Source organism: Thauera butanivorans, assembly GCF_048398245.1.
In the GTDB taxonomy this organism is placed as follows: domain Bacteria; phylum Pseudomonadota; class Gammaproteobacteria; order Burkholderiales; family Rhodocyclaceae; genus Thauera; species Thauera butanivorans.
Map to the genome: position 1 here is coordinate 2265229 of NZ_CP183038.1, position 15611 is coordinate 2280839.

14 protein-coding genes and 3 tRNA genes are annotated in these 15611 nt (G+C 67.1%); 9 read left to right on the forward strand and 8 right to left on the reverse strand.

Features of this window, described 5'->3' with window-relative positions; all coding sequences use genetic code 11:
• The first annotated feature begins 57 nt into the window (after window positions 1-57).
• The 6 genes from ACNQFN_RS10960 to ACNQFN_RS10985 all read left to right on the forward strand — a co-directional run bounded on the left by ACNQFN_RS10960 (window position 58) and on the right by ACNQFN_RS10985 (window position 4201).
• Window positions 58-1575 carry a YfjI family protein gene (locus ACNQFN_RS10960; protein ID WP_418648795.1) on the forward strand — a complete coding sequence of 506 codons (1518 nt, stop codon included), beginning with the start codon at window positions 58-60 and terminating at the stop codon, window positions 1573-1575.
• A 283-nt stretch (window positions 1576-1858) separates the two neighbouring features.
• Complete coding sequence (locus ACNQFN_RS10965; RefSeq protein ID WP_418648796.1) at window positions 1859-2098, forward strand: hypothetical protein; 240 nt, start codon at window positions 1859-1861, stop codon at window positions 2096-2098.
• Between the two features lie 14 nt (window positions 2099-2112).
• Window positions 2113-2364 (forward strand): hypothetical protein, encoded by a 252-nt coding sequence (locus ACNQFN_RS10970; RefSeq protein WP_418648797.1) that lies wholly within the window; start codon window positions 2113-2115, stop codon window positions 2362-2364.
• Window positions 2352-2567 (forward strand): hypothetical protein, encoded by a 216-nt coding sequence (locus tag ACNQFN_RS10975; RefSeq protein WP_418648798.1) that lies wholly within the window; start codon window positions 2352-2354, stop codon window positions 2565-2567. The genes ACNQFN_RS10970 and ACNQFN_RS10975 overlap by 13 nt, the downstream gene beginning before the upstream one ends.
• Window positions 2554-2829 (forward strand): hypothetical protein, encoded by a 276-nt coding sequence (locus ACNQFN_RS10980; protein ID WP_418648799.1) that lies wholly within the window; start codon window positions 2554-2556, stop codon window positions 2827-2829. Before ACNQFN_RS10975 ends, ACNQFN_RS10980 begins: the two co-directional genes overlap by 14 nt.
• An 82-nt stretch (window positions 2830-2911) precedes the next feature.
• Window positions 2912-4201: a phage major capsid protein gene (locus tag ACNQFN_RS10985; RefSeq protein WP_418648800.1), complete on the forward strand. Its 1290-nt coding sequence runs from the start codon at window positions 2912-2914 to the stop codon at window positions 4199-4201.
• Window positions 4202-4455: 254 nt separating this feature from the next.
• On the opposite strand, the gene ACNQFN_RS10990 is transcribed toward ACNQFN_RS10985, so the two are convergent.
• From ACNQFN_RS10990 to ACNQFN_RS11015, 6 genes are all read right to left on the reverse strand, one after another.
• Window positions 4456-4531 (reverse strand) — tRNA-His (locus ACNQFN_RS10990).
• Window positions 4532-4546: 15 nt separating this feature from the next.
• Window positions 4547-4623 (reverse strand) — tRNA-Arg (locus ACNQFN_RS10995).
• A 27-nt stretch (window positions 4624-4650) separates the two neighbouring features.
• Window positions 4651-4727, reverse strand: a tRNA-Pro gene (locus ACNQFN_RS11000).
• Between the two features lie 58 nt (window positions 4728-4785).
• Window positions 4786-6057 (reverse strand): hypothetical protein, encoded by a 1272-nt coding sequence (locus tag ACNQFN_RS11005; protein ID WP_068637684.1) that lies wholly within the window; start codon window positions 6055-6057, stop codon window positions 4786-4788.
• 31 nt (window positions 6058-6088) lie between these two features.
• Window positions 6089-6301: a DUF2249 domain-containing protein gene (locus tag ACNQFN_RS11010; protein WP_068637685.1), complete on the reverse strand. Its 213-nt coding sequence runs from the start codon at window positions 6299-6301 to the stop codon at window positions 6089-6091.
• Window positions 6298-6753 (reverse strand): hemerythrin domain-containing protein, encoded by a 456-nt coding sequence (locus tag ACNQFN_RS11015; RefSeq protein ID WP_068637687.1) that lies wholly within the window; start codon window positions 6751-6753, stop codon window positions 6298-6300. The genes ACNQFN_RS11010 and ACNQFN_RS11015 overlap by 4 nt, the downstream gene beginning before the upstream one ends.
• A 173-nt stretch (window positions 6754-6926) precedes the next feature.
• Here ACNQFN_RS11015 and ACNQFN_RS11020 point away from each other — a divergent pair, with 173 nt between their 5' ends.
• The gene (locus ACNQFN_RS11020) at window positions 6927-8150 is read left to right on the forward strand and encodes an MFS transporter (protein WP_418648801.1); all 1224 of its coding nucleotides are present in this window, start codon (window positions 6927-6929) and stop codon (window positions 8148-8150) included.
• Window positions 8151-8188: 38 nt separating this feature from the next.
• On the opposite strand, the gene ACNQFN_RS11025 is transcribed toward ACNQFN_RS11020, so the two are convergent.
• Window positions 8189-9445, reverse strand: a complete 1257-nt coding sequence (locus ACNQFN_RS11025; protein ID WP_068637690.1) for an MFS transporter — start codon at window positions 9443-9445, stop codon at window positions 8189-8191.
• A 119-nt stretch (window positions 9446-9564) separates the two neighbouring features.
• On the opposite strand from ACNQFN_RS11025, the gene ACNQFN_RS11030 reads away from it, so the two are divergent.
• Window positions 9565-10425 (forward strand): AraC family transcriptional regulator, encoded by an 861-nt coding sequence (locus ACNQFN_RS11030; protein WP_245650934.1) that lies wholly within the window; start codon window positions 9565-9567, stop codon window positions 10423-10425.
• A gap of 34 nt (window positions 10426-10459) precedes the next feature.
• On the opposite strand, the gene ACNQFN_RS11035 is transcribed toward ACNQFN_RS11030, so the two are convergent.
• Entirely contained in the window at window positions 10460-11698 is a 1239-nt protein-coding gene (locus ACNQFN_RS11035; RefSeq protein WP_068637694.1) for an NAD(P)/FAD-dependent oxidoreductase, read from the reverse strand.
• Between the two features lie 118 nt (window positions 11699-11816).
• On the opposite strand from ACNQFN_RS11035, the gene ACNQFN_RS11040 reads away from it, so the two are divergent.
• Complete coding sequence (locus tag ACNQFN_RS11040; RefSeq protein ID WP_418648802.1) at window positions 11817-15599, forward strand: DUF748 domain-containing protein; 3783 nt, start codon at window positions 11817-11819, stop codon at window positions 15597-15599.
• Window positions 15600-15611: the final 12 nt, after the last annotated feature.

Here is a 15611-nt window from a genome sequence, read left to right on the forward strand (position 1 = left end):
TTCAACGACCTGGCGGCCGTCGCTGGCGTGGATGCGGTCAAGACCGCCGTCGACAAGGTGCTGGCGGGCGCAGCCGTAGCACCTGCCGTGCAGGCGTCTGCACAGGAATGGCCGGATCCGGTTCTGCCGGGCATGGTGAAGGCGCCGGAGATTCCTGCCGACATCCTGCCGGGCTGGATGGGCGCGATGGCCGGCGCGGTGGCGGACTCGACACAGACGCCGCCGGCGCTGGCGGTGATGGTCGGGCTGGCTGTCCTGGCGGCAGTGCTGCAACGTCGGTTCGAGGTGTCGCCGTTCGATGACGACTACACCGAACCGCTCGCGCTCTGGACCCTGACGGCCCTGCCCAGCGGCGCGCGCAAGTCGGCCGTGTTCAGCGCCATGACCGCACCGTTGTTGCGCTGGGAGAAGCGCGAATATGACCGTGGCCGGGCGGAGCGCGGGCGCGTGGCCTCGGCTCGCAAGGTGGCGGAAAAGCGCATCGAACGCCTGTTGGCCGATGCCGCCAAGGCAAAGGACGAGCACGAGCGCGAACGCATCCGGGCCGAGATTCAGCACGAGAAAGACACCATGCCGGCCGAGCTGCGGGCGCCGCGGCTCTTCACCGAGGATGTCACCGCCGAACGGCTGCAGGCGATGCTGGCCGAGTTCGGCGAACGTATGGCACTGCTGTCGGATGAGGCCGGCATCTTCCAGATCATGGCGGGCATCTACAACGGCGGATCGGCGAACCTGGATGCTTTCCTGAAGGGCCACGCCGGTACGGCGATGCGGGTCGACCGCGCTGGGCGCGAGGCCCATGTCGACAAGCCGGCACTGACCTTCGGCCTGGCGATGCAGCCGGGCGTGCTGGCCGAGGTGGCGGCGTCCCGGCGCTTCCGGGATTCCGGCCTGCTGGCCCGCTTCCTGTATGCCATGCCGGCCAGCAATGTCGGCCGGCGCGACGTGCGGCGCCGGGTGGCCGTACCTGACCAGGTGCGCGACAACTACGAGAGGGCGATCTTCCAACTGCTTGAGGATGTGCCGGCCGTGATCGGCAAGCCGCGCGTGCTGCCGATGACCGAACCGGCGCTTGAGCTGTGGGCGGACTTCGCGCAGGACATCGAGGACCAGCAGGGCGAGGGCGGCCGGTACGAAGCCATCAGCGATTGGACCAGCAAGCTGCCTGGCGCTGTGGCGCGCATCGCGGCACTGATCGAGCTGGCCGAGGTCGGGCGTGCTGCCGAGGAAGTCAGCGAGGTCGCCACCCGCCAAGCGGTGGCGCTGGGCCGGCTGCTGATCCCGCATGCACAGGCCGCGTTCGGGCTGCTCGGTACGGATGGCGTCGACACGGATGGCGCGGCCATCGTGAAGTGGGTGCAGGCCAATGGGCTGGCGGAGTTCAGCCGGCGGGAGTGTCAGAAGGCGATGGAAGGACGGTTCCGAAGCCTGGAGCGCCTGAACAAGGCGCTGCAACGGCTGCAGCAGCAGGACGTGCTCCGGCACTACACCAGGCGCGAGAAGGGCAAAACGCCCAGCGAGATGCACATCGTGAATCCCAAGCTGATGTCGATCATTTCGACCTTGTCGCCATAGAGCTTATTTAGACTTTTTTATTTCTTATGAATAACTTACGCCATACGAACAGAGGGCGGTCGACAACGTCGACAACCTCGACAACCGCGATATCGAAGGGGAACCGCTTGTCGACGTTGTCGACGTTGTCGACGGGTGGAGAAGCGCCGGGCAAATATCGATCACAAATGGGGGGTACTGGAAAAGTTGAAACCGATTCGCCCCTAGACCGACCGTTCTCCTCTTTGTGCAAAACCGCAAAATGACATAGGGGGGGGTGAATGATGAATCAATGGAGAAGACCATGAAACAGACACTGATCGATGTAGCCCGCCAACTGGCCAGCGCTGAGCTGGCGGCCCAGCCGCCTGAAATTCTGGAGCGGATGCGGGCCGCGCTGGGCGGGGCGGGCTGGCTGGTCGTGGAGGTCGTCCCGGACGCCGGGTGCCCGCAGATCCGCGTTCTGCTCGCCGGGCCGGGTGGAGACCGCTACGAGCTGTCCCGCATTCTGCCGGCCGAGGCCCGACAGGCTCTTAACTCTTGAGAGAATTACTGAAAATGAATAAATCTGATACCACTAATCTTATTCACTCTGCTGCACGGATCGTATCCGCCGTCGTGGAAGCCATGTCGCCTGACGAGCAAGCCAAGCTTGAGCAGGCATTGGCAGGCGGGGTCTGGCCCGTGGTGGAAGTCACCCCCTATCCCTATCCGCGCGGGCCTCAGGTCCACGTTGTGCTGGTGGAGGTGGAGGGCACCCGCCACGAGTTGGCGCGGATCGAGCTGGAGCAGCCGTCATGTGGACACTGAGGGCTACCCTGGGGCGGCTTCTGCTGGCAGCCCGGCAGGCCTGCGTTTGGGCGCGGCCGCCGCGGCGGCTGCCCGATGCACACGCGCACGCCCTGCGCAAGCGGCGCATCGAGGCTGCGCTGATGGCCGAGGGCCTGAGCCGCAGCGCTGCGCGCCGTTTGCTCCGGGTGGTCGACGAGGAATACTGCGATGCCGAGCGATGACCTGCCACGCCGGATCGAGGCGACCGCTGCCCGTCTAGAGGCGTGGTGCAGGGAGAACAAGCATTGGGTTTCGGCAGATGGGCGTGTCCGGGAGGCAACTGCCGCCGAGCTGGTCGGTATGTCCGCCGGCACGCTGCGCAATCGACGCTGTGCGCTGAACCCTGTGATGGCGTTCTATCTGGCGGGCGGTCGCGTCACCTACCGGATAGAGGATGTTGCAACCTGGCTGGAAGGTTGGCGCATCGAGTGTCATTCGATGTAACCGGCTGCTATCGGCTGAATCGGGTGCCAGCTCTAGCATCTGACATACGGGCGCTGTGCCTGATCAGATCGAGGATACTGTCATGAAAAACCAACATAAGTTTTCCCCCAGAACGGAAGCCATGATCGCGAACGCTGCGGCGGAGAGCGGGCGATTCGCGATGGGGGTGCATGGCGGCGGTGGGCGGCCCCACCACGCCAGAGAGCGCACCGACGATGAATTTTATGCGAGCGTCGACGAACTGGCCCGCGACACCAAGGAAATGTTCGCTGCCGTAAGCGCCTACAAGGATATGGTCGAAAGGCGGGGGGCAGAGACCAACGCCCGCATGGCCGCGCTCGAACAGGCATTCGTGGCCTCTCCGTCCTATGACAAGGGCAGCTATTCCGTCGGCGGGGTCGGCGTTGGCGTCTTGGCCATGAACGACCTGCGGGAGAGCCCCGCCTTTGCTTCCTTGAGTGAGTGGAACCAGTGCACCGCCCGCGCGCGACTATCGTCCAGCATCAAGTCTGCATTGACGAATATCCCGAGCGAAGGCCTTTCGAGTGACGGTAGTTACATGCCTTCCCGGCCCGAACGGGCTGGCATCGTCGGCCCTGTGCTGCGCCCGCTGCAACTGCTTGAGGTGCTGCCGTCCCGGCCGACCGAAGCGGATGCCGTGGAGTACATTCAACTGAACGCCACGGGTGAAGCGGCCGAGCAGGAGGTTGAGGGTGACGCGAAGGCATTGATCGACTTCGATGGCGAGTTGCGGAAGGCTGAAATTGCCACCGTTGCCGGGTGGACGGCTGCCAGTCGGCAGGTGCTGAGCGATCACGCAGCCCTGCAAGCCAATATCGACAACGTTATCCAGGGCAAGCTGCTCGACCGCCTGGAGAACCTGCTGATCAATGGAGGGGCCAGCGGCAGCGGCAAGATTGTCGGGCTGCTCGACCAGGGCACGGTATTCCTGCCCACGGTGGGAGCCACTCCGGCCGACATCATCGGCGAAGCCGCCGCGGCGATGGCGGAGCGGGGCTATTCGCCGTCCGTCATCGCCATGCACCCGCGGGACTGGTTCGCCATCCAGATCAGCCGCGACGACAACGACGGCGCCTATCTGTTCGGTTCCCCAACAGCGCCCATCCCGCCGTCCCTGTGGAACCAGCAGGTCGTGTTGTCCAGCGCCATTGACCGAGGTACGGCGCTGGTGCTTGATACGGCGCACGTTACGGTACTCGACCGGCAGCAGATGTCCGTAATGCTGTCGAACTCGCACGCAGACTTCTTTACCCGTAACCTGGTGGCGATCCTGGGCGAACTGCGGGCCGGCCTGGAAGTGCGCGACACCTTGGCGGTCTACATCGTTGATCTGGTTTCGAGTGGCGGATGATCGGGGGGTAATGCGATGGGCACCAAAAGGGATGAACCCTTGGCGGAAGCGGGCCGGCGACCGAAGCTGAAGCCCATCGCCCACTGAGCTACCCGCCCCGACTGCCAGACCCGCCCGCGTGGCGGGTTTTTCGTGCCTTACCGAGCTGATGGCCAAAAGCACGAAGGCCCGGTTTTCGCCGGGCCTTCGTGCTTACTATGCGCTTACTGCGGTTCGGTACTGGTTTCTTTGACCGCTGTAAGTACTTGATTTGATGGGGCGACATACCGGGATCGAACCGGTGACACCTGGAGCCACAATCCAGTGCTCTACCAACTGAGCTAATGCCGCCACTAAAACCTGTCCTGGCCTGCCCGGCAGGGATCGAACCTGCAACCCCCAGCTTAGAAGGCTGGTGCTCTATCCAATTGAGCTACGGGCAGAGTCCCGCGGGCAATCGGGGTGTGAGCTGGTCGGGGTGGAGGGATTCGAACCCCCGACATCTTGCTCCCAAAGCAAGCGCGCTACCGGACTGCGCTACACCCCGAGAGCCGCGAACTATACAGAGGTCCCGCGATGCCGTCAAATATCTTTTGCGGAATTTTTCACGTTTCCCGCGCGCGCTGCCAGTTACGCACAACGCGTAGCATGTTGAGCAGCAGCCACCCGAATTCGATAAGCATCAGCAGCCCGGCAATACGTGCGACAGTGTCTGCGAACACGCCCAGCACGAGGGCGGCGAGTACCGCGAGATGGAGCTTCAGCTGCTGCTTGACAGGGGTGTCGGGCAGCAGCTTCTTCATGTTCGGTGCGCGGATGCCGGCCTGGGTGAGGTGCAGCCAGGCAAGGAAAGGGACGATCTTGTACAGCATCGCGCTGATGGCGCCGGCGAAGCCGCCGTGCAGGATCAGCACGCCGGCGAGTACCGACCAGTGATCGGAATCGACGACGAGATTGCCGCCCAGCGCGGCGATGCCGGCGAGCATCGCGAGCATCGCCGCGCGGAAGGCATGGAAGGGCGCATCCGGCGTGCTGCGGCGGGTGCGCGACTGCAACCTCAGAGTCTGCACCGAGAAGACGCCGGAGGCGAGCATCAACGCGATGCCGAGCACGATGCCGGTGCCCTCGGCATCGAAGCTGCGGGCCAGCGACCACGAGGCCAGGCCCGCCAGCACTGCGGGTGCCCACCAGCGGGTGAAGCGGGCCGGGTAGCTCGGCGTGATCTGGAACATCGGTACCACGACCCAGCTTGTCGCGGCCAGCAGGATGCCGCCCCAGCCCAGCCAGCCCCAGGCGGCATGCAGATCCACCGCCTGGGCCAACGGTATCGGCAAGGTCGCGCCGCGGCCGATGGCGAGTGCGAGCGCCAGCCCGAGCACCGCGGTCACTGCCAGGCCGGCCATGGCCAGGCGCAGATCTCGCGGGGCGTGGCTGGGGATCTTGACCGATGGCGAGCGGATCAGGCCTGCCAGCGCGGCGATCAGGAAGATGCCGATGCCGCCGAGCAGCAGCATCGCACCGCCGATGATGGCGTCCGGGAGGCCGAAGGCGAGGCCGCCGGCGAGCCCGGCGGCGCCGAACGTGAGCAGTGCGTGGCTGCTGCTCGCGACGCCCAGCACTGCGGGGAAGCGGACGCCGGCAACCACGGGCAGGATCTGTTGCAGTGCGCCGATCATCACCTGCAGCATGAAGCCGGCTGCCAGCAGGTGGACGGCAGCGAGCGCACCCGGCGTCCATCGCGAGCCGAGCACGCCGTCGCCGAACAGCAGCACGAGTCCGGCACACATGCCGAACAGTGGCGCCGTCAGGAAGAAGCGCAGCGGTGCCGACAACGGCGGTGTGTCTTCGTAGGCGAGCCCGGGATTGGCGCTGCTCATGGTCTGCTTGCAGTGTTGCGTGAGGGGGCCGTCATGGACGGCCGATCAGGATCTCCACGGCGCCGTCGTCGCGGATGTTCACCTCGTTGCGATAGCCGTCGCGGTCGAGCATGCGCAGCAGCGGATGCGGCATGCGATCGAGCAACAGCGTGAATTGCTGGCCGGGCTGCAACTCGGCCAGCGCTTCCATGGCGCGTTCGAAGGGTTCGGGAGGCTCGAGGCCGCGGGCGTCGACGATGGTCATGATGTGTGCTCCACGGCAAGCGCTTGGGAAAGATGGCTACAGAGCTCGTCCCGGGCATGGGCGAGGCGGGCGTCGCACATCGGATAGAGGATGTTCTCCTCCTTCATGTTGTGCTGCTGCATCATGATCAGCAGGGTTTCCGCCTCGCCGGCGAAATCGTCCGCATCGCGCGCCTGCAGCGCTGCGCGCAGGCGTTCGAGTGCGGCGCGCATGTCGACGTGCTCGCCGCGCATGACCTGGGTCGGCCCCTGGGTCATGCCGGTGGCGGCTTCGAAGGCGGGGAAGAGCTGCTGCTCCTCGGCGTCGAAATGGGCGTTCAGGCCGTGGGCGAATGCTTCCAGGGCTTCGCTTGCGCCTTGCCAGTCGTTCTCGGCGGCGAGCGTTTCTGCGCGGGCGAAATCGTGATCGCAGGCGCGGTGATCGTGGGTCATCAGTTCGGCTATCGTGCTCATGGTCTGCTCCGATGGGACTGAGGCCATTCTCCGCCGTGACCGGCGGCTGGCATTGATACGAGTCAAGTCGGGTAAGGCGCTGCCGGCCGGAGCCGGGCGGTTCGCATTCGATTCGTTTGAGGAATCGTATGCCGCGCAGGCACAATCGCGCTTTTCGTTCCGCCGGAGGCGGCATGTCGAATGCGGCTGCGCCGGGCGCCTGGAGCCGGATCTTCCTGCCCTTTGCGCTCGGCTACTATCTGTCCTACCTGCTGCGCACGGTCAATGCGGTGATCTCGCCGGCGCTGACCGGCGAGCTCGAGCTGTCGGCGGCGCAGCTCGGGCTGTTGACCAGCATGTACTTCTTCGCCTTCGGGCTGGCGCAGATTCCGGTCGGGATCGCGCTCGACCGCTATGGCCCGCGCCGCGTCGAGAGCGCCTTGCTGCTGCTGGCCGCGCTGGGCGCGGCGCTGTTCGCGCAGGGCGACTCGATCGGCAGCCTCGGGCTGGGGCGGGCGCTGATCGGGCTGGGCGTGTCGGCCTGCCTGATGGGCGCGCTGAAGGGTTTTGCGCTGTGGTATCCGCCCGAACGGCAGAGCTCGATGACGGGCTACGTGATGGCTTGTGGAGCGATGGGGGCGCTGACCGCCAGTGCACCACTCGAAGCGATGATTCCGCTGCTCGGCTGGCGGGGCGTGTTCTGGGGCATCGCGGCCGTCGCGCTGGCGGCTTCGGCGAGCCTGTTCTTCAGCCTGCCGCGCGAAACCGCGGCCGGCGGCAACGTGCGTCTGGCAGGCATCGTGCAGGGCGTGGCAGGCATTTTCGCCGCGCCGGCCTTCCTGCGCTTTGCCGGCTCCTCACTGTTTTTCGTCGGTGGCTTCATGGCACTGCAGAGCCTGTGGGCCGTGCCCTGGCTGATGCACGTCGAAGGGCTGGAGCTGGCCGCGGCGGCCCGCATCCTGCTGGTGCTGAACCTCGGCATGCTGACCGGGCAGCTGTCCATCGGCATGTTCGGCGTGCGTCTGGTCCGCCTCGGCGTGCAGCCGCTGCGCCTGCTGCAGGTCGGCTATGCCTGCCTGCTGCTGGTATTGGCGGCGATCCTGTTCAGGGTCGGCCCGGTCGTCGTGGTGTGGTTCCTGTTCGGCGTGCTGTCGGCGGTGAATTCGCAGTCCTACCTGGCGGCGGCGAACAATTTCCCGCGCGAGATGTTCGGCCGGGTCAGCACCTCGATCAATCTGATGGTCTTCCTCGGCGCTTTCCTGGTGCAGTGGGGCATCGGCCTGGTGCTCGATCTGCTGCGCAGCTGGGGCTGGGCGATGCCCGAAGCGCTGAAGTTCGCCCTCGCCGTGCTGCTGTTGCTGCAGGCCTTCAGTTATCTGCCGCTGCTGGGCTGGCGCGCGGGAAAAAGCGGGAACTGAAAGCGGCGGAGTCTTTCGAGGCGGCGAGCTGCCCCCGGTCAGACCGTTGCATGCCGCTGCTGCCGGGCGGCGCGCGCGGCAACGCCCAGGCCGGCCAGCCCGGCCGAGCAGACGCCGAGCACCAGTGCCAGGGCCGAACCGTAGAAGATGCCCGAAGTCATGCCGGCATCGAGCATCGCGCCGAATATCGGTGCCGCGATGCAGAAGCCCAGGTCCAGTCCCGAATACACCGTGCCGTATACGCGCCCGGTCGCACCGGGCGGTGCCGCACGCTTGATCAGCATGTCGCGCGAAGGGCCGGCCAGGCCGATCCCCAGGCCAGCCAGGGCCGTCAGCGCCAGCGCCGCGATGCCCGACGGCAGGCCGGAGCCTGCCAGCGCCAGCAGCACGGCCGTCGCGAGCAGGCACACGCCGATGGTTTTCTCGAGCCGCTCCACGCGCGCGACGAGGAAGCCGCCGACCACCATGCCCGCGGCGCCGCACAGCATGTAGCCGGTGACCACCATCGCCGTCAGCGACAGCGGCAGGCCGTAGAGCTGCTGCAGCGTGGGGCCGGCGAAGCTCTGGATGGCCGACAGCGAGCAGGTGCTCCAGAAGAAGAAGGAAAAGCACAGCCACACGGACGGCAGCTTGAGGAAGGCGAGCGGATGCTCCTCGGCGGCGGCAGCGGCGTGTTTCGCTGCCTGGCCACCCCACGCGCCCTGGCGGTCGTCGAGCGCATCGCGGTTCCAGACCATGATCGCCAGCACCGCCAGCGCCAGCCCGGCGCCGGACAGGCAGGCGATGCGCCACGAGCCCGTGGCTGCGGCGATGCCGGCCATGAACACCGGCGCCGCAGCCCAGCCCAGGTTGCCCGAGATGCCGTGCACCGAGAAACCGTGTCCCAGCCGCTGCGGCGACACGCGCTTGTTGAGAATGGTGAAATCCACCGGGTGGAAGGGGGCATTGCCCAGCCCCGCCAGTACCGAAGCCAGCAGCAGGCCGGCATAGCTGCCGGACGAAGCCGCCACCAGTCCCGCCAGCACGAAGCAGGACAGCGCGCAGAACAGCACCGGCCGGGCACCGACGCGATCCACCAGAAACCCCGACAGCGCCTGCCCGACGCCCGAGATCACGAAGAACACCGATACCAGCAGCCCCAGTTCGGAATAGCTGAAGCCGAACTCCGCGATCAGGAACGGAAACAACGGTGGCAGCAGCATGTGGAAGAAGTGCGAGGAGCCGTGCGCCAGGCCGATCAAGCCGATGGTGCGGGCGTCCTGCCGCAGCGAGGGGGCGTGTGCGATGGAGCTCATGCAGCGGATGATAGGCAGCCTGCCGGCGGCAGATATGCGACAGCAGGACATATACTGTCGCGATCATGCCAAACCAAGCCAGACTCCGGCCTGCCGCGCCTGCTGATGCCAAGCCACGGATGAAGCCCCGCGCGAGAAGCGCCCCGGCCTGCGTGGTGGCGGCAGCGACACCGCATCTCTACGTGCCCACGGCCGAACGTCCGGTGCGGGCGAAGATGCGCAAGCTGCGCGCCGATACGCAGGTGATGCCTCATCGCCACCCCTGGGCGCAAGTAGCCATCTCCGCCACCGGCGTGATCCGCCTGGGCACCGAGCGCGGCACCTACATCGTGCCGCCCTGGCGCGCGCTGTGGATTCCGCCCGGCGTGGAGCACGCGGTGACGGTGGTGGAGGACGCCGACATGCGCACGCTCTACTTTCATCAGCCGGCCGGGCGTTTCGGGCCGGACGTGGCGCCCGAGGACGATGGCCCCTGGCGCGGCTGCCGGGTGCTGGAGATGTCGGAGCTGCTGCGCGCCCTGGTGCGCGAGATGCCTTGCGTGCCCGACGATGCACCGCCGCTGCCGGCCGCGCTGCGGCAGCGCGAGCAACTGCTGAGCACGCTGATCCTGGACGAACTGCGCAGCGCCAGTGCGGTGCCGCTGGGCGTGGACCTGCCCCGCGACAAGCGCCTGCGCCAGTTGTGCGAGGCGGTGCTGGTCGATCCCACGCGCCATGAGACCCTGGCCGACTGGGCGTCCGGCACCGGGGCCAGCCCGCGCACCGTCGCACGCCTGTTCCGCCATGAGCTGGGGCGGACTTTCACGCAATGGCGGCAACAGGTCGTCCTGGCCCGGGCCGTGGCCCTGGCCGCGGGCCGCATGCCGGTGAAGCAGATCGCCGCGGAGCTGGGCTACAACAGCCCGAGCGCCTTCAGCGCCATGGTGCATCGTGCCGTGGGCATGCCGCCGGCGCGTTTCCTCGGGCTGCAGGACGACTGAAGGAGGGCGGCAGCGGCTGCCGCCGGTGCGCGGATCAGGCCGCCAGCCCGCAGGCCACGCCCGACGACCAGGCCCACTGGAAGTTGTAGCCGCCCAGATGGCCGGTGACGTCCATCACTTCGCCGATGAAGTACAGGCCGGGGCAGGCGCGCGCTTCCATCGTGCGCGAGGACAGCGCATGGGTATCCACGCCGCCGAGCGTGACTTCGGCCTTGGCATAGCCTTGCGTGCCCGAGGGCGCCAGCTTCCAGCCCGAAAGCGTGGCGGCGATGGCGCGCAGTTCGGCATGGCGGAAGCCGTTCATCGGCTTCGTCCAGCCCTGCAGTTCGCACCAGGCATGGGCGAAGCGGCGCGGCAGGCGCTCGGCCAGCAGGTTGGCGAGCAGGGTGCGTTCGCCGGCGTGTTCGAGCAGCCAGCCCTCGGTGTCGAGGTCCGGCAGCAGGTCGAGCGTGACGGGTTCGCGCTCGCCGTCGGCGTAGGCCTGGGCCTGCCAGTAGTTCGACACTTGCAGGATGGCCGGCCCCGACAGGCCGCGATGCGTGATCAGCGCGGCTTCGCGGAATACCGGGCCGCGGCAGCGGGCTTCGACTTCGAGCGAGATGCCGGCCAGCGGCGCGAGCCGTGACAGGGTCTCCGGCGGCAGCGTCAGCGGCACCAGCGCCGGCAGCGGCGCGATCACCGGCAGGCCGAACTGCTCGGCCAGCTTGTAGCCGAGCGGGCTGGCGCCGATCTTCGGGATCGACAGCCCGCCGCTCGCAACGACCAGGCTGTGCGCAGCGAAGCGACCGATGCTGGTGTCGACGAGATAGCGTTCGGCCTCGGCATCGCCTCGGGTCACTTCCAGCACCTTGGCGGGCATGGCCCAATCGACGCCGCCGTCCCCGCATTCGCTGCGCAGCATGTCGATGATCTGCTGGGCGGAATCGTCACAAAACAGTTGGCCCCAATCCCTTTCGTGGAAATCGATGCCGTGGCGCTGCACAAGACCGATAAAATCCGCCGCCGTGTAGCGCGACAGCGCGGAGCGCACGAAATGCGGATTGCGGCAGAGATAGTTTTCCGCGCCGACGCGACGGTTGGTGAAGTTGCAGCGCCCGCCGCCGGAAATGCGGATCTTTTCGGCCAGCTTTTCGGCGTGATCGACGAGCAGCACACAGCGGCCGCGCTGGCCGGCGGTGGCCGCGCACATCATGCCGGCGGCACCGGCGCCGATGACGATCACGTCGTAGCTGCGGTCGGCCGGCCGGCGGCCGGAGGGGGCTGGGTGCGCCACGTGGGTACCTGCGATGACGAAAGCGGCGCAGAATACGCGCTGCGCTACCGGGCGGCAAACCGCACCGGCCGGATGCCGCGACGAACAGAACGAGAATGTCAGCTTGCTGGAGTGCTTTATGACTGATACCACCACCGGCCCGAATGCACCGCTCCGCAAACGGAGCCTGCTTCGCCCGGCGTTGTGGGCTGCGGGCGTGGTGATCGTGATCGGCGCAATCGGCTTCTTTGCCGTGCCGCCGGTCGCCAGGCATTACGCCGTGAAAATCCTGGGCGAGACGCTGGACAGGCCGGTGTCGATCGAAGGTGTCGCCCTCAATCCCTTCACCGCCACGGCCGAAGTGCGCGGGCTGAAGATTCTCTCCGCCGATGCCGGCAGCGAGGCGTTCGCCTTCGATGCGCTGCGGATCAACGCCGAACCGATCCAGTCGCTGATCCAGCGCGGCGTGGTGGTGCACGAAGTGGCGCTGCGCGGGCCGCGGCTGGAAGTCGGCATCGACGAGGGCGGGCGCCACAGCTGGAGCGACGTCGCCGAGCGCATCGAAGCGATGCTCGCCGACCAGGAAGAGCCGGCCGGCGACGAAGCCGGCGCGCTGTTCTCGATCGGCAACATCCGCATCAGCGGCGGCCACGTCCGCGTGGACGACAAACCGCGCGGACTGGTGCACGAAGTGGCGGACCTGGAGGTGGGCCTGCCCTTCATCTCGAACCTGCCGGTGAAGGTCGATGTCTTCGTCGAGCCCAGCCTGTCGGCCACGCTCGACGGCAACCCGCTTCACATGAAGGCGCGGCTCAAGCCGTTCGCGGACTCGCACGACACCATCCTCGACGTGGTGCTGGACAAGTTCGACCTCACGCCGTGGCTGGTCTACGCACCCTTCGATCCGGCATTCAGCCTGCCGTCGGCCCAGCTCAGCAGCAACATCGAACTGTCGTTCAGGCAGGCCGAAGGCGGTGCGCCCAAACTCGCGCTGAGCGGGCCGCTGAAGCTCGAAGCTTTCCAGTTGCTGGACAAGGAGGGGACGGCGGTCGCGAACATCCCCGAGTTCGAGCTCGAGTTCGCCGACGTGCAGCCGCTGATCAACCGCTGGCATTTCACCCGCCTGCGGCTGGCCCAGCCCGAGATCGATCTGGTGAGGCTGGAGGACAGTGGCATCAACCTGATGAAGCTGCTGCCGGTGGCGGCGGAGCAGGCGCCCGAGGCGAAGCCGAACGGCAACAAGCAGCGGAAGGGGAAGAAGGAGGACGCGAAGGAGGCCGGAGAGCCCGCGGCGGATGCCGCTCCCAGAACCGCCGCGGCCGACAAGCCTGACTTCCTGCTTGCGCACGCGCGCATCCGCGACGGTGTCGTGCGCTTCGAGGACCGCAGCCTGAAGCAGCCTTTCAGCACGCGCATCGAGGCGATCAACCTCGACCTGCGCGATCTCGCCACCGATTCCGACATGCCGGCCGAGATCCGGCTCGACTACGTCACCGATGCCGGCGAGAAGCTGGTGCATGAAGACCGCCTGCGTCTCGAGCCCTTCGAGTTCGACGGCCTGCTGAACTTCGAGGCCATCCAGGCGCCACGCTACGCGCCTTACCTTGCCGAAGCCCTGCCCGGCGGCGAACTGCGCGGCGGCGTGCTCAGCGGTGCGCTGCGCTATCGCGTCGCGCTGGACGACAAGGGCGAACCCCGCATCGATCTCAAGGCCGACACGCTGGCGGTGCGCGACTTCGCCCTCGCACTGAAAGGCGCCAAGGATGCCGCGCTGAAAGTGCCCGAACTCGATGTGCGCGAGGCGGTGCTCGACCTCGACGCGCAAAGCGTCAAGCTCGCCGCGCTGGACATCAAGGGCGCAAGCGTGTCGGCGGTGCGCCTCAAGAACGGCGACATCGACCTGCTGGGAATCACCGGCCCGGCGGCGAAACCCGGCAGCAAGCCTGCCGCCCGGAAAGCCGGCAAGCCCAAGGGCGGCAAGCCGGCCGCCGAAGCGCCGTGGGTCGTCGCCGTCGACAAGTTCGCGCTGCAGGCCGCGTCGGTGCGGATCGAGGACCGCACGGTGAACAAGCCGGTAGTGCTGGCCGTCGACAACATCGGCCTGGAAGTCGACGGCTTCTCGACTGCCAAGGATGCGCTCAGCCAGCTCAAGCTCGACTCGCGCATCAACCGCAACGGCCGGCTTGGCGTCACCGGCAGCCTCGGGCTGGAGCCGCTGAAGGCGGACCTCCGCATCGACGCGCGCAGCGTCGACCTGCTGCCGGTCCAGCCCTACGTGCTCGAGCAGGCCAAGATATCCATTTCCCGCGGCGCACTCAGCACCCAGGGGCGGCTCAGGCTCGACACCGGCCGGCGGGGCGACCTGCGCGCCAGTTTTCGCGGCGACCTCAGCGTCGGCAACTTCGCCTCGGTCGACCGGCTCAATGCCACCGATTTCGTGCGTTGGCGGACGCTGCGCATCAGGGGGATCAACGCCACTTCCGAACCCTTCTCGCTGGCGGTGCAGCGCATCGCGCTCGACGACTTCCAGACCCGCCTGATCCTCGACGAGCAGGGCCGCCTGAACCTGCGGGAAATCCAGGGCGAGCAGGCCGGCGGCGGCGAGGCCGTGGCCGCCGCGCAGCCGTCTCCGCAGCCTTCGGCGCTCGACCCCTTCATCGACCCGTCGCTCGCCAATACCGGCCCACGCCAAGTCGAAGGCCGGCGCAGCGCCGAACTGCCGCCGGCGCCGGCCGAACCGCCGCCGCCGATCCGCATCGACCGCATCGAGATCAAGCGCGGCAACATCGCCTTCAGCGATCGCTTCATCCAGCCGCACTACGACGTCAACCTGACCGACATGGCGGGTGAACTGACGGGCTTGTCGACCAATCCCGACACGCTTGCCAAGCTGGATCTGAAGGGCAGGGTGGACAAGGCCGCGCCGGTCGAGGTCGCGGGCGAACTGAACCCCTTTCGCCACGACGCGCATCTCGACATCCTCGCCTCGGTCAAGGATTTCGAGCTGACCGGCCTGTCGAGCTACGCCGGCAAGTACGTCGGCTACGGCATCGCCAAGGGCAAGCTGTCGGCCGAGCTCAACTACAAGATCGAGGACCGCAGGCTCAGCGCCACCAACCAGATCTTCCTCGACCAGCTCACCTTCGGCGACAAGGTCGACAGCCCCGACGCCATGAACCTGCCGGTGCAGCTCGCGGTGTCGCTGCTGCAGAACAGCCGCGGCGAAATCGACCTGCACCTGCCGGTCAGCGGCACGCTGGACGACCCCGAATTCAGCGTGTTCGGGCTGGTGGTCAAAGTGCTGGTCAACCTGATCGGCAAGGCCATCACCTCGCCGTTTGCGCTGCTCGGCTCGGTGCTGGGCGGCGGCGAGGAGCTGTCGCAGCTGGAACTGGCGCCGGGCATGGTCGAGCCGGGAGAGGCGCAGCAGGAAAAGCTCGCCACCTTGGCAACTGCGCTGGTCGACCGGCCGGCGTTGCGGCTCGACATCACCGGCCGCGCGGACCCGGTGGTGGATACCGATGGCCTCAAGCAGGCGGCGCTGCAGCGCGCGGTCAAGGCGCAGAAGCTCAAGGCGCTGATCGACAAGGGCGAAGCGGCGCCTTCGCTCGACGACATCGAAGTGGGCGCGGAGGAATATCCCGAACTGCTGAAGAAGGCTTACCGCGAAGGCGACTTCAAGAAGCCAAGGAACTTCATCGGCATGACCAAGGATGTGCCGGTGGCCGACATGGAGGCGCTGATCCTGGCCAATACCACCGTCGGCGACAACGAACTGCGTGCGCTGGCGCAACAGCGTGCCCAGGCGGTGCGCGACTGGCTGGCGGGTGAGGGGCAGGTGCCCGGCGAACGCATCTTCGTGCTCGAACCCAAGGTCGAGGCGGCCGGCGAGAACGGGCAGGTGCAGTTCTCGCTGCGCTGAACTGCATCCGCC